Origin of the sequence: Alcaligenes sp. DN25 (assembly GCF_023674485.1) — a bacterium.
GTDB classification, from domain to species: domain Bacteria; phylum Pseudomonadota; class Gammaproteobacteria; order Burkholderiales; family Burkholderiaceae_B; genus Alcaligenes; species Alcaligenes phenolicus.
Genome location: NZ_CP098408.1, coordinates 2,069,334 through 2,089,866, shown reverse-complemented (window position 1 = coordinate 2,089,866; position 20,533 = coordinate 2,069,334). Strand labels below are relative to the sequence as shown.

Below are 20,533 nucleotides of genomic sequence, written 5' to 3'. Positions count from 1 at the left end.
CAAGATTGCGTCATACCCCCTTTCGGATCAGCGCCACCCTCATCGTTGCCAGCGTCCTGCTCCTGCTGGTGCTGAGATCACTACCCACGCGCCCCGAACCCGGTCCTGAACTGATCCAGGTAGAAGGCGGCTCTTTTATGGCCGGCAATTTTCAGGTTCCCATGCGTAACTCCGACGGTGAGTTGTCCGTGCAATGGGTGGCGCAGCCGGATCAGGGGGCTCTGGAGCCCTACCCGGTAGAGGTCAACGCCTTTTCCATCATGAAAAAAGAGGCAACTAACGCCTTGTATGATCGCTTCTTGAAGCAAACCAAGCGCCCTGCGCGCTGGCAGCCGGTAAAAGGCGATGGCGAACAAGTCGCCAATATGCCCTACGACGAAGCGGAAGCCTTTTGCGCCTGGTTAGGAAAAAACACCGGCCTGGACATGCGCCTGCCTACAGAGGCTGAATGGGAATACGCGGCCCGCAGCCGTGGCCAGCCCTTTCCCTGGGCAACCGACAACGGCCAGTGGCAGGCAGGCCGCAACGTGCCTGAGCAAGGCAATGAAGCAGACAAAAACAAGACGGGCGCCTTCCCACCCAATCCGCTGGGCATTCAGGATATGGCCAATGGCCTGCATGAATGGGTGATCTCAGACCCGACCCGGGATCCAGCCCACGTACGGATTTTCAAAGGCGGCAGCAATGAGGGAGCCAGCTCACGCCACACCATCCCCACACGCGGCATTGTCTTTCCCTTGTCGGAAGCGGCTATTGACGCCAAGCCCGAACTGGCTCGTCTGAAAGGCCGCCCAGTAGGCACGGTGTATTTCCAGCACGCCACCGCGCGTTGTGTGGCCCCCTTGAAAACCAACGGCACGCCACCCGTATCGGCCACGCAAAACACCATCCTGCCAACGATTTTTGATGATGTAACGGACAAGCGCAAACCAAGCGACGAACCTTAAACAATCCCCGGCGGCAAGCCGCTGGTACAGACAGCCACAACCTTGGCGTCGTCTTCGCTGGTGGATAAATAGATATGTCCGATACCGCTGTCAAAATATGCTGACTCGTGGGCTTCCAGAAACAGGGTTTCGCCAGTTTCAAACTGAATGGCAATAGAGCCTGACAGCACGATCACAAACTCCTGCCCAGCGTGACGGATATAGTCGTCAAACTCGCTGGCATCGCGTGAATCAATCACGGCCAGAATCGGATTCATGTGCTTGCCGCTGAGCTCGCCAAACAACAGGCCGTATTCATAGTTGCGGGTGGCATAGCCAGGGGTGGCCGTAGATTTATGGCTGGAAATGCCCACTTCGGTGGTGGGCAATGGCTGCGCAGTTTCCTGATCGGGAACGGCAAACAAAGAACCGACTTCAATATTCAGGGCACGGGCCAGGACCACAAACTTTTCATAGCTTAAAGTGACCTGCCCCAACTCTGCTTTGGAAATGGTAGATAGCGCCAAGCCGGTTTTTTCAGACAACTGCTTGAGTGTCTGTTTTTGATTATGTCGGGCTTGGCGCAGGCGGGTTCCTACCTGTTCCTTGCTGAGCAGTTCATTACGTAGCATTCCTGGATTGTAAGCGGCGCAAACGGAACCAGGCAATCAGAATCCAGGCCATCAAAACAAAGCCCAGGTAGCCGAAAAACGGGTATACCGTGCCCACCAGATTGATGAAACCAATCTTGGCGCCCACCAGTCCCAGCACCCCGGCAATAGCCGTACCGATATTGAATTTACGGGTATTGGGCGTAAAAATCCGGGCCGAGAAGGAATACAGCACACCCACCGAGGTTGTCAGAATCATGGCGAAAATCACCACGGACATAATGGTTCCCAGCAGTTTGGACTGTTCAGTAGCCAGCATCAGCATGGGCAAGGCCGCCGAGCCAATCGTATCGATACGGCCAAACACACCGGCGCTGATCAGCACGATCAAAAAGCCCAGCAACAAACCACCTACCAGTCCACCGAGCAAGGCATTGCGCCGAGAAGTCGCTTGCGCACCGGCAATCATCAGGAACGGTGCCCCCACCACCATGTTGTAGGACACGTACAGCAAAGAGCCAACCAGCCAATGCCCCGCACCTTGTGGTTTAGTCTGCGCAATCACATCCAGTTCTTCCAATGGCAAATCCCGCGTATTCCAGCTGTAAATACACAGGAAAATCATCATCAGAACCAGGATGGGCGTGATGCTGCCAATAAAGGCCATCACCCGATCCACGCGCAAGAACACAATCAGCACGGTAATCAGCATGACGGCGATACTGCCGTATTGCGCCGGCACGCCCCATTGCTGCTCCATCAGCGAGCCGCCACCAGCAAACATCACCACGGCAATCGCATACATGAAGAAGGTAATCATGATGTCGACCACCACACCCAGACGCGGCCCACAAATCAGATACAAGCCCTCTTTGAAGGAATGCGATACCGAAACCTGGCTAAGCTCCCCCACCGCCATGCCCAGTATCGTGAAGCACAGACCACTGACCACCCCTCCCAGCAGCCCCCAATACCCAAAGCTGCTGAAAAACTGCAATATCTCTTGTCCTGATGCAAAGCCGGCCCCCACCACCACACCGACAAAGGCCATCGCAATGCCCAGGATATTTTTTATATTCGACATGCTTTCTCCTCCGGGAGATCAAAGTGCTGCTGTTTTTATGTTCTGAAACGAGCGGGTGATACCACTGCCGGATCAATATTCAGGGCCTTCAAAGAATCGGGCAGATCCTGCTTTTGCAACAAACTGGCCGCCAGCAAGGACGCGCCTGCGGCGGTCTGAATCCCATAGCCACCTTGACCGGCCAGCCAGAAAAAGCCGGGGCAGTGTGCATCCTGACCAATCACCAGCTCGCCATCAGGAGCAAAACTGCGCAGCCCCGCCCAAGTGTGGCTAGGACGACGGATACGGAGCTGAGTGCGCTCTTCAATACGGTAAATACCGGTGGCCACATCCAGCTCTTCAGCCACGACATCATGGGCATCCACGTCGTCGGCATTGGCAGGTGAACCCAGCAACATGCCAGCATCGGGCTTGAAGTAAAACTCTTCGCCAATATCAATGACGGCAGGCCAGTCACGATGATCCACACCTTCGGGCGGCGAAAACAGGAAGGCGGAACGACGTTTGGGTTGAATGCCCAAGGCCTGCACGCCACAGCGTTCTGCCAAGGTATCAGCCCAGGCCCCCGCCGCATTGACCAGCACACGAGTGCGCAAACTTGCAGGCTCGGCGTTGAGCTGAACTTCCCAACATTCGCCATCCCACTTGGCCGACACCACTTCCGTATCCAGACGCAGTTTCACACCCTTGGCTTGTGCACCTTTCAGAAACCCTTGGTGCAAGGCATGTACATCCATGTCCTGACCCTGACCGTCATACAAGGCACCGGCCAATTGCGCAGGGTCCAGACAGGGCACCATGGCCAAGGCTTCTTCGGCACTCAAGCGGCTAACATCCAGACCTTGTTCATGCCAATCCTGATACTGGCTGTCCAGCAAATCCTGCTGATCGGCGGTCCCCACATACAGCACACCGCGCGGCAGCAAAATTGGCTGATCGCTAAAGCCCGCGGGTGGATGGCTGAAAAAATCATTGCCCGCAACAGTCAAGGCACGAATCGTTTCCGTACCGTAGGTTTCAACAAACATCGCGGCCGAGCGTCCCGTGGAGTGATACGCAGCATGGGACTCTCTTTCCAGAACCAGCACTTGGGCACTTTCGGGCAAACGGTAGGCCAAAGACACGCCTGCCATCCCGGCTCCAACAATTACGTAGTCGTACACCATAAAATTCTCATATCCGATAATTGAGGGCTAATAGTAGGTCTTTCCAAGAAAAACATCCAAGAGGGTTTTTACTAGGCGGACACTTCGGGCTTCGTGGGCAAAGCCATGCAGCGTCTGATCGACGGCTATTACACCGTCACGGACGAAGAGTTATACCGTTTGATGGTCATTGCCTATGAGCAGGACAAGGTCAAACTGGAACCCTCCGCCCTGGCTGGCGTGCCCGGCATGGCGCGGGTATTGAACTCGCCTGAATATCTGCAGCGTATGGGTTTTACGCATGTTCAGCTGGAGAACGCTACCCACCTGGTTTGGGGAACGGGCGGTAGCATGGTGCCGGAGGCGGAGTTTCAAACCTATCTGGATAAGGGGCGCAGCCTGTAAGCGGAAACTGACAGAACAGGCTCTCAGGCAAGGCTGCGCCTGTTCAATCTTCTGACGTAGGGCCGGACATCAAACTCCGGCTCTTTGCCTCTGCCGCCACACACCGGGCGAGACTCCTTCCAAACGGCTAAAAGCACGGCTCAGGCTGGACTCATTGTCATACCCCACCTGCGCGGCAATTTGCCCTATCGTCTGCGAACCGGCTGCCAACAAAAGCTTGGCTTTATAGATACGCCAAGCCGTCAGATACGCCAAGGGAGCTTGCCCGACAGCCGCCTTGAACAAAGCAGAAAAGGTGGACCGGGACAGCCCGATCAGTGCGCCCATTTCCTCCACCGACCACGGACGCGCAATCTGCTGATGCACAGCTTGCAAGACCGGGGCCATCCTGGGGTCTCGAATACCCGCCAACAGCCCTGCCCCCAAGGAGGCACAGTGCGATAAAGCCCGCATCACCTGAATGAACATCACATCAACCAGGCGGGCGTTAATCAGCTGAGTTCCGTAATCCCGGCTTTGCGCTTCGGTTTGCAGCACATGCAGGATGCTTTTTATGGCGACAGCATCTTCCGCCCTCAAGCGAGTGTGTACCAAGGGGCCAAGCGCACTGAACAGGGGTTCGGCAGCCAACTTGTTAAAAGCAAAGCGGGCCGTCACGATTTCAGTCACAGCCCCATCGCCCCCATGGATGATCGGCTCAGCATGCGGATACCGAGCCAAAGTCTCACAGGAAACCAGCGGATTTTCCTTGCCGTCACACAGCGAGAATTGCACCCCTGGTTGAACAAGCATGCAGGTGTCCGCTTCCAGCAGCACGGGATCGGCTCGCTGCTCTCCCTTCAAATAACACCCCCCTTTGCTGACAATCAACAGCCGCGCATACTCGCCGGTGTCAAAGCTGACGCCCCAAGGCGCACGCAGTTGGAAGCACGCATACAAAGCATGCTGCAAACGCATGCCATCCAGGATTTCATCAAAGGGGTTCATGACTATCAGACGATAAGACAGGAAAATTGGATTTTTAACTATAGATCGTCTGAAGCCTCAAGCCTAGCATGCTCCATGTAAGTATCAACAGGAGCATGCATGGACACCTACCGTTTTACACGATATGGCAGTTTGGACTACCTGGCACGAGGTCAGGAACCGCTTCCCGAACCAGGTCCCGGACAAGTGCGGGTTCAAGTCATGGCCTCGTCCTTGAACTTCAGAGACCTGTTGGTCATGAAAGGTACATTGCGCTATCCCACTACGCCAGGAGCTGTACCACTGTCAGATGCAGCAGGAATCATTGATGCCCTTGGCCCCGGCGTGCAGCGCTTCAAGTTGGGCGACCGTGTCATCAACAGTTTTTTCCCGAACTGGTTCGGTGGCCCAGCCTACGCAGGCCGGGAACAATATGGTGTTGAGCATGACGGCTGGCTGACTCAATACAAAGTCGTGTCGGCAGAGGCCTTGTCGCCTATGCCCGCCCATCTGAGTTTTGAAGAGGCAGCAACCCTGCCTTGCGCAGCCTTGACGGCCTGGTCCGCACTGGCCGGTATTAATGCAGGCGATACAGTGCTGACACAAGGAGCAGGTGGCGTGTCCATTTTTGCCATTCAATTGGCCAAGGCAATGGGAGCCTACGTCATCTCCAGCACTTCTTCAGACAATAAGTTCGACAAGCTGCTGCAGTTAGGGGCTGACCAGGTTTTCAACTACAAAGACACGCCAGAATGGTCCGAGCTTGTACGAGACTACACGCACGGCGAAGGCGTCAATCGTATTGTCGATGTCGGTGGTCCGGTGACAATTGCGCAATCCATCAAAGCGATTGCTGTAGGTGGGCAAGTGTCCTTGATCGGCTCCTTGGGAAAATCCGTGCAATCGCTGGATGTCATGGATCTGGTCTTTAGTCAGGCCAACTACAAAGCCATTGGTGTGGGTAGTCGCAGTGATCTGGAAGCCATGAATCGAGTCATTAGCCAGCACCGGATCCATCCGGTAATCGACCGGGTCTTCGATTTCAACAACGCTCATGAAGCCTACCGCTATCTGCAACAGCGCGATCGCTTTGGAAAAATCGTGATCCATCACTAATGACGGAGTCCGGGCATAAGATAAATCAAAGCTAATTGAGAAGCAGTTGTAATACAATCCCGCCATGTCTATCCACCGGCACTGCTCTCTCGCTAAGAATGGCATAGCCTGGCAAATTCTTTTTTGCCTGGCGATCCTGTCATTTCTGAGCCGTTCGCTGGTCCCGGCAGGCTACATGCCCGATAGCTCGGGTGAACAGAATGGCTTCTTTTCCGTCACGCTTTGCGCCCCCGGAGGAACGCCCAGCACGATCTGGATGAGCCTGACAGGACAGGCCGATCCGCCGCAATCCAATGAACAGGCGGATATGCAGAAGTGCCCTTACGCACTGGTCCTGTCTCAAGTAGCCCTACCCAGCGCTGATATGGCAAGCCTGGATGTCCCGGTGGTTCACCAGCCTTTGTTGCTAGTACACCGTAATCAGAGCTTGCCGCCCCTGCCTGCCTTGGGGCCACCACTAGGGTCACGCGCTCCCCCTGTCAACCTTGCTTGATCTCTCGTCGTCGACTGCCGTATGTGCAGTCGCCTTTCAGCGAAGTCATTCAAGGTTTTTTTATGTCCATTTTTTGTGTTTCTGCACAGGCATGCGCCGTGCAGACCGCCCCTTTTTCGCGCTCTCGTCACTCGGCACAAACATCACCACGCACACGAAGCAGCGTCCTGGCTCTGACCTTGCTGTTTTCCAGCTCCTGGACCAGTCTTGCACATGCACAGACGCCAACACTGGCTCCCGTCATCGTCACTCCAGAGCGTGGTAAAAGTCTGACCGTTCCAGACCTGCAAAGCGCTCAAAAAACCATTGAACAAGTCGCGGGCGGGGTGGCGCTGGTGCCCGAGAGCGCCTGGCGTGACACTAGGGCCGCCACCGTCAAAGACATGCTGGACTACACAGCCGGGGTGTTTGCACAGCCCAAATGGGGAGATGATGCACGTCTGTCCATACGTGGCTCGGGTCTGTCGCGGTATTACCATCTGCGCGGCATCAGCTTGTACCAGGATGGCATTCCATTAAATGACCCGGACGGCAGCAGCAATTTTCATCGCATCGACCCTACAGCCTACCGCTATACCGAGGTCTATAAAGGCGCCAACGTCTTGCAGTACGGAGCCGCTACTTTAGGTGGAGCCATCAACTTCGTCACCCCTACCGGCCATGATGCCGACGCCTTTCAAGGGCGTCTGGATACCGGTAGCTTTGGCTGGCGGCGCGTGCAACTTGGCAGCGGTTTTGCGGGCGAGAAGCTGGATGGCGTGATTTCCGGCTCCTGGCAAACTCAAGATGGCTACAGAGAGCAAAGTGCTGGCCATTCCTTGCGAGCCAGCGCAAACCTGGCTTGGCGGCTTTCAGACCGGTCAGAAACCCGTTTTTACTTGAGCGGCTATCAAATTCACCAGGATATTCCCGGCTCGGTCAGCCGCGATCAGGCTCTGAATAATCCACGGCAAGCTGCCAAAGCCAATAAAGAGCACGACTGGCAGCTCAACCTGGACGGAGGCCGCATTGCCAACCGCACAGTGCTGGTCATGGGAGAGACTCAATACGAACTGGGTGGCTGGTTCGAGCAAAGCTCACTACGGCACCCTATTTATCAGTTTGTTGATAGAGACACGAGCAGCTACGGCGCTTACGGCAGGCTGGTCAACACCAGCCCGCTTGCAGGCAGAGACAACCGCTTCACGCTAGGCTTGACTTGGTCGGCAGGCAAGATTGATGCTCAAAACTCTGTAAACGCAGGAGGCAAACGGCAGGAGAAGCTGTCTGCCAGCAAAGACAGGGCCAGCAACCTGAGCGCCTATGCCGAAAACGCCTGGAGTCTTGGTTCGGACTTATCCCTGATTACCGGCCTGCAGTACATGCACGCCCAACGTAAGCGTCAGGACTTGTATAACGGCGGCCTGCCCGCCACCCGATCCGGGGACAAGAGCTACAACTTCTTCAATCCCAAATTAGGCCTGTTATGGGATGCAGGTCCGCAGTGGCAAATCTACGGCAATATTTCCCGCAGCGCCGAGCCGCCAACTTTTGACGATATGACATTCTCGACCCGCAATGATCTGGATCGTCTGCAAGCTCAACGTGCCACCACCTTCGAAATAGGCACCCGGGGGGAAAACGGAAACGTGGCCTGGGACGTCTCCCTGTACCATGCCCGCGTCAAAAACGAGCTGCAATGCATCAGCGCGCCTTGGAACATTTGCGACAAAACCGTCAACGCAGATCACACAACCCATCAAGGCATAGAACTGGGTGTGCAGTGGACGGCCGCTCGTGGCTTGTTGGTGCAAGGTCTGCAAAGTGACAGCCTGGACATCAAAGGCGCCTACACCTACAGCAACTTCAAATTCGACAATGATCGGGACTGGAACAACAATCAAATGCCCGGCGTACCCAAGCATTATCTGCGGGCAGAGATTATCTACAAACACCCGTCGGGCTTTCACATTGGCCCCAATGTGGAATGGGTGCCCCAGGCCTATTACGTCGACAACGCCAATACCACCAAGACCAGCTCCTATGCCTTGCTCGGCTTGCGAGCCGGATGGGAACTCGGCCCCTACTCCTTCTATATAGATGGCCGCAACCTGACAGATCGTCGATACATCGCCAGCGCCAGCATTACCGACTATGCCACAGCCTCCTCGCCCTTGTTCGAGCCGGGCACAGGGAGATCGGTCTTTGCCGGTGTGCAGATCCAGTATTAATTCCACTTTTTTTATCTTGCTAAGGGGTTTGTCATGCCCGTCAAATCGCCACTATCGCGCTTTATATGCCAGATCACTGCCTCTTGGCTGCCAACAAGTCAGCTGAGCACTCTGCTTGGGGCGACAGCCCCACCCTGTCTTTTATTAGCTTGAAAAACAAGGAGTCTTATGAAAACCGCTTCACAACATCGCCAGACCTTCAAAGTGGCACTCCATGGGCTTTTCTTCGCCATGGCTTTATTCATCTTGTTCGCTATGTTCACGGGCATGGCTCACGCTGCACCATCAGAGGCCGATCGCATCTCCCAAGCCATGAAGGCGATTTGGGACAGCCCCGAAGCCCCTCTTGTGGTGGAGCCTATCGTAATCGAGGGTGACTACGCCCTGGCGGGTTGGACGCAACTGACACGTGGTGGTCGTGCGCTATTAAAGAGTCGACATGGGGAATGGAATGTTCATATGTGTGGTGGCGATGGCTTGAACGATGTCGAGACTCTAACCATGGCAGGCATGAGCGTTGAAGCGGCAGAACGCCTGGTCAAGAACACTAGCGCAGCAGAAGCCAAACTGCCCGCCGAAGTGACCGCCAAATTCTCCACCTTTGGAGACAATATGGTGGTGGATCACAACCATCAACCCGACTAATCCAGGAAGGAGAACCCGCTGCGCAAGGACTGAGTCAACAAGGAATCAGTGCACCGGGCCGGGCCGCCGGGCCGCCGGATCGCAACTTGCCCTACTCAGTCTGAGTGTGGTCATGCCCGCACTGTCCACACTTCTTGCGCGGAAAGGGCGAATAACTGGTGAACAAGCTCTGGCTACCCATGAACGGCGACAAACCGCACTTTGGGCAAGTAAAAACGGTCATGGCTACCAAGCCCTGGCCCAGAATATAAAAGCCAAAGACTAAAAACCCGAAGGTCCCCAACACACGGTCGAACACAGGCAGCCCAAAATACAAGGCGACCAGGAGCAAGATATTGAACAAGGTGAACAGCCAGGCTTTTTTGTAGAGCGACATTAATGACCTTTTAAAACCAGCTCCCACAGCCAGGAAGTGATTTAGCGATTTAATTCAAGCGTGGACAGTTTACGGGATTCAGTCCGCATGGGAGAGGACTGAGCAAGCTGGTCACAATTTCGCCCCGGCCGTGACAAGCGGGCAGCTATCCCGCACAAGCGATGAATGTTTCTGAATGCAATGTTCCGGCAATACCCATCCCTCATGATCTAGGATCTTCCAACAAAATCCCCAACGGACCATGAACCTCGCTTCTTTGCACTCTCTTGTCCCCGCCCGACAACAGCTTCTGCGTGCCCTGGGTATCGCCCTGTTGCCCTTGGCCTTGGCAGCCTGCGACAGCGGCTCCAGCACAGGCGGCAGCCACTCCCCCGAAGCCCCCGTCGTGACGCCACCCGTCACTGAAGACCCGGAACCACCTCGCAACACCGCCTATCTGGACAGCAAGGCAGGCGATGTCATCAAGGTCCGCATCGAAGAACTGCATCCCACCCAAGCGGCCATTGGCTACGATCAGGTTTACTACAAGCTGGGACGCTGGCAAGGCGATCTGGATCGGCCCACCTGGGCTAAGGACCCCAAACAGCAACTGGACTACCTGAATCGCACCATCGGCAAGAAGTTTGACGACTACTGCGAGGATATGGGCGGAACCGAACGTGCTCAAAAATTTCTGACCATCGCTGAGGTTCAAGCTGCCCGCCTGGACCAGCCCACCACCTATCTGTGCAAAGACCCTCTGGGCTCGCAAACAGAAAACCTGAAAACCGTGGTCGTAGGCTGGGACGGCAATCTCTATCTGACCGATGGCCACCACACCTTCTCATCCCTGCGCGAAATCCCGGACGGCGGCCCCAAACTGCCCGTCTGGGTAAAAGTCAGCGCCAACTACAGCGACATCCGCGAAGCGTCCGCCTTCTGGGAGCGCATGAGCAAAGAGAAACTGGTCTGGCTGCGTGATGGTGAAAACCAGGCTATTACTGTCGAGCAACTGCCTACCCGCGTTGGGCTGGCCAGCGAAAAAGAAGCCGGTGGCATGCAGGAAGATCGCTATCGCTCCCTGGTGTATTTCACCCGCGACCTTGCCTATAAAAACGGCAAGCTGCCTGAATACGCAGAGTTTCTGTGGGGCGACTGGCTGCGCCGCCAAGCTTCCGAGGGCCAACTGCCCAAGCTGGACGAATACCAGATGGCCCCACCCGCCACACCAGCCCAGATTCTAGCGGTGAGCACCTTGAACAAGACCTTGAAACCCGGTGGTTCAAACGACAGCTACGCGGCTGCCGTGCGCGATGCAGCCTTGAAAATGACGGCTCTGAAAGACACGGATCTGGTCTTTGAAGACCGTGATGCAGCAGCTTTAGGCCGTATCGTCCTGGAACCGGACGCTGCCAGTGACTCCGACACTAAAACAGCGCGCGACACCTTGGAAGAACTGCCACGCAACGACGTCAAATCTGACGGTAGCCCACGGGGTGCAGGAAAGCTGTGGTTTGCAGTGAACTACCGCAATTGCGGCAAGCCTGCGGCGGGGACTTGCTGGGGGTGGTAATAAAGCTAGTCAGAACCTGATCAAATAAAAAGCCCGCAATGCGGGCTTTTTAAATAGCTAGACGCACCGCAACAACTTGGACTTTCCCCACTCTTGAGACAAGCGAGCAATCCCTTTCACCAATACTCATCAAATCAACAAGAATAACTCCATCGCCATTCAAGAAGAAAATAGCTATGATCGACAGGCTATTGATTAAGGGAACAACAAATTGCTCTATGAAACAACATCAAGAAATTCATAAGGCGCAACGATTTACTGCGGAAAAAATCAAGAAAAACATCCTGAAATCTCATGCCCCTATCAATCTTGAGAATATAAATCGAACGAACAAGCAATGACGACGAACGCAGTTCAAGCTTTGAGGACTTTACACAAGAAAAATTAAGCAAAAGAAGAAAAGGAGCAATTCGGCTCCTTATTTTTTAGAAATCAAGTAACAAAATTTTAGTTTGATAGAGGAAGGTGAGATAGCGTTATGAAAACAATCGCAGTTTTAGCTCTTTCGACCGTATTGGTTGGTTGTTCTACTTATGCTGTTCCACGATACAGCATCTCTACCGATACAGTAGTCGCTCTACGGGCTGTTGGCGATGTAAAGGCCAGTGTTGGGGACTTCCATAACGACAGTCCCACAAATAAAGACAGTCAGCCTGGGGAAATCATGTGTCGTGCAGTCGGGCCCATCAAAACACCTGATGGAGAAAGCTATGCCGACTATGTTCGCAAAGCGCTAATTAGCGAATTGATCATCGCAAATATTTATGAAAAAGAATCCACCCTTGAACTTACAGGCAGGCTGACTACCCTGGATTTTGACTCCATGGGCGGAACATGGACAGTGGGTATGGAACTTAGCTCTTCAAATGGAAAGTCAATTGCCGTCAACAACACCCATAAATACACCTCCAGTTTTTATGGTGAAACGGCATGCAATCAAACGGCACAGGCAGGCTTGGGTGCCATTCAGGATGCGATCCGCGCACTGGTTACCCACGCGGATTTCAAAACACTTCTGGCGGAAGACTCCAAGTAGGCCAAACACAGGCACACAGCCTCCAAATCATCTGTCTGACAGGGTTGGCCTCAATCCTTGCACAAGGTACACCCTGGAAAACTTCCTGCAGCACAGACACCATTAAAGAAGCCAGGAGCCACCTGGCTCCTGAGCTTTACAAGCAAATCATCATTGGAGAGATTATGAAGATGAGAACAGCCTTGATCGGAGCCACTGCTTTTTGTATGTCATCAGCCGCGTATGCTGCTGAGCTACCCCGATACGACCCAAACTCCTACTGTGAAAGCGTCTCCGCTGTCTCAGGAGGTTCGGCAATGATCACAAACGAATGCATCAAAATGGAGCAGACTGCCTACAACAACTTGAAAAGAATTTGGGAGTCTGTCCCTAGCAAGACAAGCACTTATTGCGACCGCGTGGCACGCACGACCGGCGGCAGTTATTCCATTTTAGAGAGCTGCATCGAAATGGAAATAAGCGAATCCGGTGCTCCCCAAAAGTTCCAGTTTTAAAACAGTCACTCCAAATAGATAAGCGGCCGTAGGCAGATGACCAATCAAGCTCAAAACTCCCCCATCATTCTTCATGAATGCACCGTCCTGGGCGCTCCCGGATTTCCGTTTCTACCCGGCGATAGTGTCAATCTCGTTTTTGAAGGTGACACGGTAAGCTGCAACTCGGCTACCAGAACCATCCCCTTCTCTCTAATCGAAGTTGCCGATCTCTCTGTCAATGGTCCCGGCACAGTCGTAAGCGGCGGAGGTTTTATTGGAGGTGGATTCGATGTCGATGGGGCACTGACCGGGATGGCAATAGCAGGTGTCTTGAATGCCTTAACCAGCAAGAAAACGACACAAACATTTATTGTTTTGACCACGAATTTTGGTGAACTCCATCTGCACTACAGCCTGATGGAACCCGCAGCGCTACGCATATTTCTGGGCGGTATCTTTGTCCGCCTGCGCTTTCTGAACACCCAATGGCGCCATGAAAGAGCAAGAGTGATCGAGGATCAACTGATCAGCGGCACAATTTCCGACGCAGAAGCAGAAACCTTCAAGGCAAGACTGCTCTCTTCGCCAAATTGGCCAGACCCGGCTCTGGAAGCAGAACAAGCGCGTCGGGAAAACAAGCGACTTGCTGACCTCGGTCCGAAAGGCACATGTCCAAATTGCGACCAAATAATCCCTTTGCTCAGCGAAACCTGCCCGCATTGCCGGGCGAATTTTGGAGAATACGCCTCCTGGAGCGTTATTCCTTTGAAAGCCTGATCCTGCTCTACCCGCCATTGGCGGGCACATCCCATAAAACCACTACAGCAATAAAAAAGGCCTACAGCAAAAATGCTGTAGGCCTTTTTAAATTTGGTCGGAACGGAAGGATTTGAACCTTCGACCCCTTGCACCCCATGCAAGTGCGCTACCAGGCTGCGCTACGCCCCGAAAGAATTAAACTATAACCCTGTTCTTCCTTTCTTGCAAGTGTTTTTTAGATTTTTTCTTTCGATTCGAGATTATTGATAGTTAATCCCGGTGTCGATTGAAATCTACACTTGTCTGAACAGGCGGTCTGATTTTTAAAGCTCGTTTTACCGAGCTAATCCGCATCAAAACCGTGAAGGCAGGAGTATACCTACTTAGGTAAAAAATGCAAAGCTATTGTGAACAGGCCTGCCCTTCTGATTGCATGATTCGCCATTGAGACAGGCTGGGGCCACCGGGATACAGCAGGCGCTCTGCCGGCAAGCGCTCCCATGGCAGGTCTGTCGTGCGCATGGAAACGCCTCCCGGGGCGGCTCCGACAATGATACGGTCACTGATACAGCCAAAGTCCGCCCTGAAATGTACAGCGCTTTTCAAGACCAGTATCTTCATTTGCTCCGGCTCTATCCCCACAAAACGGAACATGCTTTGATCTGCCATTTGCGACTTGTAGGAGGCCAGAACGATACGCACGCCCTCTATGCGCAAACAGGCACTAGGCCCCAGGTTCATGGCACAGCCTGCGTAATACGGACCGGTGGCGGAGAACTGACCATCGGATACGGACTCGATATAGAAGCGTGCATGCAAGGGCATATCACCGGGAACACCGGATTTACCGCCCAGGGACAGCTCGATGCTTTTACCAACCCCTGCCTGGTGAACCAGAGCAGCGCTTTCCGGATCCACGATCAAGCCTAAAGCCGCATCGGATACCTTGGCTTTCAGCAAGGCACGCAAGAGCCCACAGGTATCGGAGCTGGCACCGCCTCCGGGGTTATCGTGCGCATCGGCAATAATCACCGGGCCTTTGCCGGGATGACTCAGCGCCCATTGCACAGCTTCGTCCGGTTCGTACAGCTTGCCTTGGAAGCCTTGGGCTTTATCAAGCACCTCGTCCAGAAAGCCTGCTAAACGGCTATCGGCTTCTTCCTGCGTCTGCGCATAGGCCCACAAAACCGCTCCGCATTCGGGCACGTCAGCAGCAGGAAAGCCCATGGCGAAGGACAAGCTCCCCTCGCCTTCTATTTCTTCCAGCGATGACAAGTGACGGTACAGGCTGGCAGCCGGTTCCATCTCGGTGCTTTGCCAGATCGCCGGGATCAGGAAGGGCAGTCGATGCCAGGCCAATTCCGGGCGACGATCGCTTTGCAGACATCGCATCAGCGCCTGAAAAGTACGCTCACCCGTTTGCGCCATATCCACATGCGGGTAAGTTTTGTACGCCACCAGCATATCGGCCTGCGCCAGCATGGTGTCGCTGACATTGGCGTGCAAGTCCAGACTGGCGACCACCGGCACGTCCGGCCCCACCATCTCGCGCACCAGAACCAGCAAATGCCCTTCCCCATCGTCCCGATGCTCGGCCACCATGGCGCCGTGCAAGTCCAGATACACCGCATCCACGGGCAAAACTTGCTCCAGGCGGTACAGAATCTCCGCCACGATCGCCTCATACGTCATGGCTTCGACGGGAGCGGAAGGACTGGCCGCGGCCCACAATAGCGGGACGCACTCGACCCCGGCTTGTGAGGCGGCAGCCATAAACCCGGCTGCCGGGATGTTGGCACCACGCAAGGCAGGTTCAATCGCCTCTGCCCGGCACATTCCCGGCCAGCCGCCCCCATGCTCAAAGTCCGCCATCGTTGCCATGGCCGGGCCAAAGGTATTGGTCTCATGCTGAAAACCCGCTACTGCAATACGCATCACTTGTCTCCGATTGCTATTACGCTTGTCCCGCCAGTTGGATACACAGCTGCTCGTAAATGTCCTTGGCCCCCAGGACATCGTCGATCGCTACCGACTCGTCTGCCGTATGTGCCTGTGCCTCCTCGCCCGGTCCCAAACCGATGGTGGGAATGCCACGTCGCCCGGCGGACTCGGAGCCATTGGTGCAAAACCACCAGGTATCCATTTCCACCACACGACCAGCTTGCTGGACCGCTTGCACCATGGCCTGCGCCAAAGGAGCCGACTCATCCAATCGCCAGGCGGGCAAGTCCCGCCCCGGACTGGCCTGCTGACCTGTATAGGTTTGTACCTGACTGTCCACCAGTTCCAGCGAAAAGCCCTCCACCCCTGCGGCTTGCAAGCATTGCTCCATTTGCTTGAGCACCGATTCACTGCTTTCTCCCACCAGGGTGCGACGATCAAAACGGACGGTAACGGAAGAAGGAATCAGCGAAATGGACGGATGCGGGTCAGAAATAATGTCGGTCGGCACCAGCAAAGCCTGCCCCACCTGCGCATCCTGCGGCAATTCCAGCGTCTGTAGGGCCGAAATCGCCCTGGCTGCGGCCTGAACCGGATTAACTCCCAGGTGCGGCAAGGCTGCATGGGCAGGACGGCCTTGCAGACGCAACAGGATCTCCTGCCGCCCTTTCTGACCCACCATGATGCGCAAACGTGATGGCTCACAAATCACCACGGCGGCTGGCGTGCATTGTTCCAGAGCGTGAGACAAGGCATAGCCTTCGATCACCTCCTCCATCACGCTGGCAGACACGGCAATACGCTGTTTCAAGGCGCCGTTACGAGCCGCTGCCGCCGCGCCACACAGAGCAGCGGCCAAGCCTGCCTTCATGTCACTGGTGCCGCGCCCATACATGCGACCGTCCTTGATCTGCGCTCCAAAAGGCTCCACCGTCCAGGTTCCAGCAATAGGGACCACATCCATATGAGCATCGAATAACAGCGCCAGCGGGGCCTGGGCCGGGCCCACAAAGCCCAGCACCGAACCTTTTTCATCAACACTGATTTGATCAAAGCCCAAGTCCCGCATGACTTGCTGCACAAAGTCCGCCATGGCCTGCTCTTGTCCGGACAGGCTGGGGATGCGCACAAAAGCCTGTGTCAGGCTGACCGCGTCCCAGGCCAGATCCATTTGCTTGCGTTCGCTCACGCCCATGGCACTACCGCTCCACGTTGCGAGCTGATCAAACCATAAGCCTCTGGTCGACGATGACGCTCAAAGTTGAAGGTCGTGCTTTTGTAGGAATGGCACAGATCCAGATCGCAGCGGGCAATGGCCAGCTCGTCACCCTTGGTCGAGCAAGCCGCAACAATCTCCCCAGACGGCGCAATGATGGCGCTGCCGCCAATCATCTCGATGCCCTCTTCGCTACCCGCCTTGGCCACGCCCACCACCCAGGTGCCGTTCTGATAGGCCCCGGCCTGCATCACCAGATGGTTGTGGAACATGGACAGATCGTCGTGCTCCGGGGCGGGCGGGTTGTGAACCGGCGTGTTGTAGCCCAGCATGACCATTTCCACGCCCTTCAAACCCATGACGCGGTAGGTTTCTGACCAGCGGCGGTCGTTGCACAAAGCCATGCCCATCACGCCCCCAAAGGCCGACCACACACCGAACTCGTGGCCGGGTTCAAAGTAATATTTCTCCAGATGCTGGAAAGCACGCCAGGGCTCGTCCTGGCCGTGACCGGGCAAATGCACCTTGCGATACTTGCCCACAATCGTGCCGGTTTTATCGACCAGAATGGATACGTTAAAGCGACGCTTTACGCCGTTTTCAATGACCAGCTCGGCATAGCCCAGGTAGAAACCTATCTGCAATTTGGCAGCGGCATCAAACAAGGGCTGGGTGTCCGGCCCCGGCATCTGGGTTTCGTAAAAACAATCAAAATCGGAAATATCCTCGCTGAACCAGCGCGGGAAAAACGTGGTCAGTGCCAGCTCGGGAAACACCACCACATCAACATCCATTTTCTTGGCTTGATGCAAATGGGCCAGCAAGCGGTCCACCACCTGTTTTTTTGTTTCATTGCGTGCGATAGGACCCAATTGGGCCGCAGCTACATTGACGAACCTGGACATGAAATATGAACTCCATCAACAATTAAGATCCGCCCTGGGCGGGATTCGGAACGCCCGGCCCCTCTCAATCAAGGGCCAGAAATCGAAAACAGACTGCGCGCCGGGCTGCGCACAAGGCTCAGCCCCCAGTTGCGCTGACACGCGCATCAATCAGGCATAAGCACAAAAATTCTGAAAATCCCAATGCACACCGGGTGCGGATTCCACCAGTTCACGGGTGTAAGCCTGACTAGGCTGGCTAATGACACGGCCTGGGTCCCCGGCCTCCACAATCCAGCCTTTTTGCATCACCACAATGCGATCGGAAATCTGGGCCGCCACCCTTAAATCGTGCGTAATAAACAGAATGGCCACACCAGTTTTGCGCTTGATATCGACCAGCAACTTGAGCACTTGCTCTTGCACCAGCACATCCAGCGCCGACACGGATTCGTCCGCAATCAGGACATCCGGCTCCATCACAATGGCGCGGGCCAGACAAAGCCGTTGCCGCTGACCACCCGAAAATTGATGCGGATAGCGTTCGAGCACATCCGCATCCAGCCCCACAATGGACAAGACCTGGGTCACGCGCTCGATAGCGACTTTGGGATCGACGCCGATGTTGTGCATGCCCTCTGTCAAAGATTGGCCAATCGTTACGCGGGGATTCAGCGAGCGATACGGGTCCTGAAACACGATCTGCACTTTGCGCCGCTGCGCCAGGCTGCGGTCCTTGCAGGCGGCGGGCAAGGTTTCACCGTTCAGGGTGATCTGCCCCGAGCTGGCCTCGACCAGGCCAATAATGCAGCGCGCCAAGGTGGACTTGCCCGAGCCGGACTCCCCCACGACACCCAGCACTTCATCACGGCGTATATCCAGATTGATATCGCTAAGCGCATGCATCTTGCGACCTTTGGAGAACCAGCAATCCGAGCCATAGACCTTGCCCAAACCACGGGCGCTCAACACGATCTCGTTTTGCACTTCCTCTTTTGCAGGCGGATGCACATTGGGAACGGACGCAATCAGGGAGCGGGTATACGCTTCTTTGGGATTGGACAGAATCTGCTGACACGTCCCCATCTCCACACTATCGCCACGCTTCATCACCAGAATCCGGTCAGCAATATCGGCCACCACACCAAAGTCGTGCGTCACGAAAATGACCGAGGTGCCGCATTCGCTTTGCAGTTCCTTGATCAGGCTTAGAATCTGCTTTTGCGTGGTCACGTCCAACGCCGTGGTAGGCTCATCCGCAATCAGCAAACGTGGCTGCAGGATCAAGGCCATGGCAATCATGATGCGCTGGCGCTGACCGCCGGACAGCTCATGCGGATAGGCCATGAAGAGTTTTTCCGGCTCCGGCAAACGCACGCGCTCCAGCATATTGATCACACGCTGGCGACGCTCCTGCCGGGAACTGTTCTTTTCGTGGATACGGATCACTTCGTCGATCTGCTCGCCCACCCGCTGCACCGGATTCAGCGCGGTCATGGGCTCCTGAAACACCATGGACATGGCCGAAGCCCGCAAGGACAGCAAATGCTCCTTGTTCATGGTCAGCAGGTTCTCGCCCATCAGCTCGATACTGCCTTGGCTGACACGCAAGGTATCGGGCGGCAACAAGCCCATGATGGCAAAGGAACTCAAGGATTTGCCCGAGCCGGACTCGCCCACAATGCACAGGGTCTCGCCTGCATACACATCAAAGCTGAGCTTGTTCACCAACTGGCGGGGATTAGTCGCTTTAGTTTCGATGCACAAGTCCTTCACCGACAAAACACAGTGGGGCTTGGTCGTAGAGGTATTCATTGTTATGTCTCCTGCCCTCGTCATTTACAGCCGTGTGACCAGCTTGGGATCCAGAGCATCGCGCAAGGCGTCGCCCAGGACGTTGATACTGAGAATGGTGATGGACAGCACAATGCCGGGGTACAGCACGATGCCGGGAATCAGCTGAAAGTACAGGCGACCTTCGGCAATGATGTTGCCCCAGGAGGCCATCTCGGGAGGGATGCCCGCCCCCAGGAAACTCAAGATCGCTTCCAACAACACCGCCGAGGCAAACACATAAGTGCCCTGCACAATCAGAGGGGCAAAGGTGTTGGGGAACATATGGCGCGACAAGATCACGTAGGCCGAAGTCCCCACTGTCATGGCCGCTTCCACATAGGGCTCGGAACGCACGCTAAGAATCACGCCCCGCACCAACCGTGTCATGCGTGGGATCTCCGGGATGGCAATGGCGATCAGTACCGTGGTCAGGCTGGCACCGGACACCGACACCAGCGCAATGGCCAGCAAGATGCCAGGGATGGCCATCACACCATCCATCACTCGCATGATGACGGCGTCCAGACGGCGGAAGTAACCCGCCAGCGAACCCAGAATCACGCCAAAGAACACGCTGATGGCCAGGACACCGAACCCCACCATAAAGGACACTTGCGCCCCATACACCACGCGGGAATACAGATCCCGACCCAGTGCATCCGTCCCCAGCCAGAACTGCTCGGAAGGCGGTTGCAGACGCACACTGGGGTCCAGTTGGGTGGGATCTTGCGTACCCAGAAACGGAGCAAAGATCGCCATGGCGGCCATCAGGATCAGGAACAGCAAGGCAGCACGGGCCGAATTGCTGGCGACCACTTTCTTCAATTTGTTGAGCTTTTGCATATTGTTCTACCTG

The 20,533-nt window shown here is 55.3% G+C and carries 20 protein-coding genes and 1 tRNA gene; 10 read left to right on the top strand and 11 right to left on the bottom strand.

From position 1 onward, the window contains the following. Positions 1 to 5 precede the first annotated feature (5 nt). Positions 6 to 947, top strand: a complete 942-nt coding sequence (locus NBV64_RS09780; RefSeq protein WP_250755627.1) for a formylglycine-generating enzyme family protein — start codon at positions 6 to 8, stop codon at positions 945 to 947. Here the strand turns inward: NBV64_RS09780 and NBV64_RS09775 are convergent. From NBV64_RS09775 to NBV64_RS09765, 3 genes are read right to left on the bottom strand one after another with little or no spacing between them, the layout of a single operon-like run. Beyond that, positions 944 to 1,558: a helix-turn-helix domain-containing protein gene (locus NBV64_RS09775; RefSeq protein ID WP_035273216.1), complete on the bottom strand. Its 615-nt coding sequence runs from the start codon at positions 1,556 to 1,558 to the stop codon at positions 944 to 946. The two genes, NBV64_RS09780 and NBV64_RS09775, sit on opposite strands and share 4 nt — an antisense overlap. Then, positions 1,548 to 2,621, bottom strand: coding sequence for a YkvI family membrane protein (locus NBV64_RS09770; RefSeq protein ID WP_250755625.1), 1,074 nt, complete (start codon positions 2,619 to 2,621; stop codon positions 1,548 to 1,550). The genes NBV64_RS09775 and NBV64_RS09770 overlap by 11 nt, the downstream gene beginning before the upstream one ends. Before the next feature lie 35 nt (positions 2,622 to 2,656). Then, positions 2,657 to 3,787: an NAD(P)/FAD-dependent oxidoreductase gene (locus NBV64_RS09765; protein WP_009454225.1), complete on the bottom strand. Its 1,131-nt coding sequence runs from the start codon at positions 3,785 to 3,787 to the stop codon at positions 2,657 to 2,659. Between the two features lie 105 nt (positions 3,788 to 3,892). On the opposite strand from NBV64_RS09765, the gene NBV64_RS09760 reads away from it, so the two are divergent. Then, positions 3,893 to 4,171, top strand: a complete 279-nt coding sequence (locus NBV64_RS09760) for a PALP domain-containing protein (protein WP_021446614.1) — start codon at positions 3,893 to 3,895, stop codon at positions 4,169 to 4,171. Between the two features lie 69 nt (positions 4,172 to 4,240). Here the strand turns inward: NBV64_RS09760 and NBV64_RS09755 are convergent, their stop codons facing one another. Next, the gene (locus tag NBV64_RS09755) at positions 4,241 to 5,158 is read right to left on the bottom strand and encodes an AraC family transcriptional regulator (RefSeq protein WP_250755624.1); all 918 of its coding nucleotides are present in this window, start codon (positions 5,156 to 5,158) and stop codon (positions 4,241 to 4,243) included. Between the two features lie 99 nt (positions 5,159 to 5,257). On the opposite strand from NBV64_RS09755, the gene NBV64_RS09750 reads away from it, so the two are divergent. The 4 genes from NBV64_RS09750 to NBV64_RS09735 all read left to right on the top strand — a co-directional run bounded on the left by NBV64_RS09750 (position 5,258) and on the right by NBV64_RS09735 (position 9,601). After that, positions 5,258 to 6,253: a zinc-dependent alcohol dehydrogenase family protein gene (locus NBV64_RS09750; RefSeq protein WP_250755622.1), complete on the top strand. Its 996-nt coding sequence runs from the start codon at positions 5,258 to 5,260 to the stop codon at positions 6,251 to 6,253. A gap of 64 nt (positions 6,254 to 6,317) precedes the next feature. After that, positions 6,318 to 6,746, top strand: a complete 429-nt coding sequence (locus NBV64_RS09745; protein ID WP_342466542.1) for a DUF2946 family protein — start codon at positions 6,318 to 6,320, stop codon at positions 6,744 to 6,746. Positions 6,747 to 6,808: 62 nt separating this feature from the next. After that, complete coding sequence (locus tag NBV64_RS09740; RefSeq protein ID WP_250755618.1) at positions 6,809 to 8,956, top strand: TonB-dependent receptor family protein; 2,148 nt, start codon at positions 6,809 to 6,811, stop codon at positions 8,954 to 8,956. Between the two features lie 168 nt (positions 8,957 to 9,124). Continuing rightward, complete coding sequence (locus NBV64_RS09735) at positions 9,125 to 9,601, top strand: copper uptake system-associated protein (protein WP_250755616.1); 477 nt, start codon at positions 9,125 to 9,127, stop codon at positions 9,599 to 9,601. Positions 9,602 to 9,692: 91 nt separating this feature from the next. Here the strand turns inward: NBV64_RS09735 and NBV64_RS09730 are convergent, their stop codons facing one another. Then, complete coding sequence (locus tag NBV64_RS09730) at positions 9,693 to 9,977, bottom strand: hypothetical protein (protein WP_009454242.1); 285 nt, start codon at positions 9,975 to 9,977, stop codon at positions 9,693 to 9,695. A gap of 241 nt (positions 9,978 to 10,218) precedes the next feature. Between NBV64_RS09730 and NBV64_RS09725 the strand changes: the two genes are divergently transcribed. The 4 genes from NBV64_RS09725 to NBV64_RS09710 all read left to right on the top strand — a co-directional run bounded on the left by NBV64_RS09725 (position 10,219) and on the right by NBV64_RS09710 (position 13,818). After that, positions 10,219 to 11,529 carry a ParB/Srx family N-terminal domain-containing protein gene (locus NBV64_RS09725; RefSeq protein ID WP_250755614.1) on the top strand — a complete coding sequence of 437 codons (1,311 nt, stop codon included), beginning with the start codon at positions 10,219 to 10,221 and terminating at the stop codon, positions 11,527 to 11,529. A 478-nt stretch (positions 11,530 to 12,007) separates the two neighbouring features. Beyond that, positions 12,008 to 12,565 (top strand): hypothetical protein, encoded by a 558-nt coding sequence (locus tag NBV64_RS09720; protein WP_250755612.1) that lies wholly within the window; start codon positions 12,008 to 12,010, stop codon positions 12,563 to 12,565. Between the two features lie 296 nt (positions 12,566 to 12,861). Then, positions 12,862 to 13,059 carry a hypothetical protein gene (locus NBV64_RS09715; RefSeq protein ID WP_009454246.1) on the top strand — a complete coding sequence of 66 codons (198 nt, stop codon included), beginning with the start codon at positions 12,862 to 12,864 and terminating at the stop codon, positions 13,057 to 13,059. A 36-nt stretch (positions 13,060 to 13,095) separates the two neighbouring features. Next, complete coding sequence (locus tag NBV64_RS09710; RefSeq protein ID WP_009454248.1) at positions 13,096 to 13,818, top strand: zinc ribbon domain-containing protein; 723 nt, start codon at positions 13,096 to 13,098, stop codon at positions 13,816 to 13,818. A 94-nt stretch (positions 13,819 to 13,912) separates the two neighbouring features. On the opposite strand, the gene NBV64_RS09705 is transcribed toward NBV64_RS09710, so the two are convergent. From NBV64_RS09705 to NBV64_RS09680, 6 genes are all read right to left on the bottom strand, one after another. Further along, a tRNA-Pro gene (locus tag NBV64_RS09705) sits at positions 13,913 to 13,989 on the bottom strand. Positions 13,990 to 14,202: 213 nt separating this feature from the next. Next, positions 14,203 to 15,735 carry a M81 family metallopeptidase gene (locus tag NBV64_RS09700; RefSeq protein ID WP_250755610.1) on the bottom strand — a complete coding sequence of 511 codons (1,533 nt, stop codon included), beginning with the start codon at positions 15,733 to 15,735 and terminating at the stop codon, positions 14,203 to 14,205. Positions 15,736 to 15,754: 19 nt separating this feature from the next. After that, positions 15,755 to 16,936, bottom strand: coding sequence for a YgeY family selenium metabolism-linked hydrolase (locus tag NBV64_RS09695; protein ID WP_250755608.1), 1,182 nt, complete (start codon positions 16,934 to 16,936; stop codon positions 15,755 to 15,757). Then, a complete protein-coding gene (locus NBV64_RS09690) occupies positions 16,927 to 17,862 on the bottom strand; it encodes an N-carbamoyl-D-amino-acid hydrolase (RefSeq protein ID WP_009454329.1) in 936 nt (311 codons plus the stop codon). Before NBV64_RS09690 ends, NBV64_RS09695 begins: the two co-directional genes overlap by 10 nt. Positions 17,863 to 18,012: 150 nt before the next feature. Next, positions 18,013 to 19,656 (bottom strand): dipeptide ABC transporter ATP-binding protein, encoded by a 1,644-nt coding sequence (locus NBV64_RS09685; protein ID WP_250757210.1) that lies wholly within the window; start codon positions 19,654 to 19,656, stop codon positions 18,013 to 18,015. Positions 19,657 to 19,680: 24 nt separating this feature from the next. Further along, the gene (locus tag NBV64_RS09680) at positions 19,681 to 20,520 is read right to left on the bottom strand and encodes an ABC transporter permease (protein WP_009454332.1); all 840 of its coding nucleotides are present in this window, start codon (positions 20,518 to 20,520) and stop codon (positions 19,681 to 19,683) included. Between the last annotated feature and the right edge of the window lie 13 nt (positions 20,521 to 20,533).